At 65.9% G+C, this 933-nt stretch carries 1 protein-coding gene and 1 pseudogene; both read left to right on the top strand.

Features of this window, described 5'->3' with window-relative positions; all coding sequences use genetic code 11:
* Window positions 1-270: 270 nt before the first annotated feature.
* A complete protein-coding gene (locus tag BTM36_RS29670) occupies window positions 271-591 on the top strand; it encodes a DUF3662 domain-containing protein (protein ID WP_368730701.1) in 321 nt (106 codons plus the stop codon).
* Window positions 483-933: pseudogene (locus BTM36_RS04470) on the top strand (hypothetical protein); the annotation flags it as partial. The gene BTM36_RS29670 and the pseudogene BTM36_RS04470, both read left to right, overlap by 109 nt.

The raw sequence follows: 933 nt of genomic DNA, 5'->3' as shown, positions 1-933 counted from the left end.
CCCGCGGCTGCTCCGGCATCTCCACCGCCGCCAGCGACAGGCTGGGGTCGCGCAGCTGGTTCATCAGTGGCCGCCGGGTGCTGATCTACTGACCCCTCCGCGCCCCGGTCCCCGGCCCTGCCTTTACGAGACCTGCACGAATCCCTCGCCGCCCCTGCCGCTCCCGGTCCGGCCTCGGACCCTGCGCCGCGATACGATCGACCCGATCGACACAGCGCAGGCCCTCGCCGACCCGGCGGGCCGCAGGAGGAACGAGAGCGAAGGACCACCGTGGGGATCTTGGATCGCATCGAGCGCACCCTCGACCGGGGTGTGACGAGCGTGTTCTCGCAGGGCCGGGGGCAGCTCAAGCCGCTGGACCTCGCCCAGGGGCTCAAGCGCGAGTGCGACGACCAGATCCCGGTGCTGGATCGCAACCTGCCCCTTGCTCCCAACGTTTACACCGTGTACCTGCACTCCGAGGACTTCGACCGCTTCGCCTCGTGGAACTCGAGGCTCTGCAGAGGCAGATCGGCAAGCGCAAGACCTGGGCAGCGATTTCCACCCACCAGGGGGAGGAAGATGTTGTTGCGCAGGTTCATCACATGCTGAAGGTCAGGCATCGCGATCTCCTGACGATCATCGTGCCGCGTCATCCCGACCGCGCCCCGGCAATTGCCGAAGAAATCGAAAAGCTCGGCATGAAGGTGGCATTGCGCAGCCGCGGCGATGTCATCGCGCCGGATACCGACATCTATCTCGGCGATACGATCGGCGAGATGGGCCTGTATCTGCGGCTGACGGAAATCGCCTTTGTCGGGCGGTCGCTCATGGCGCAGGGCGGCCAGAATCCGCTGGAGCCCGCCATGTTGAAGACGGCAATCCTTTCGGGCCGCAACGTGCAGAATTTCCGCGATTCCTACCAGCGCCTGATCAAGAATGGCGCGGCCAAGC

The organism is Herbaspirillum sp. VT-16-41, from assembly GCF_001994935.1.
Lineage (GTDB): Bacteria > Pseudomonadota > Gammaproteobacteria > Burkholderiales > Burkholderiaceae_D > Herbaspirillum > Herbaspirillum frisingense.
This window is presented reverse-complemented; position numbering and strand designations above follow the sequence as displayed.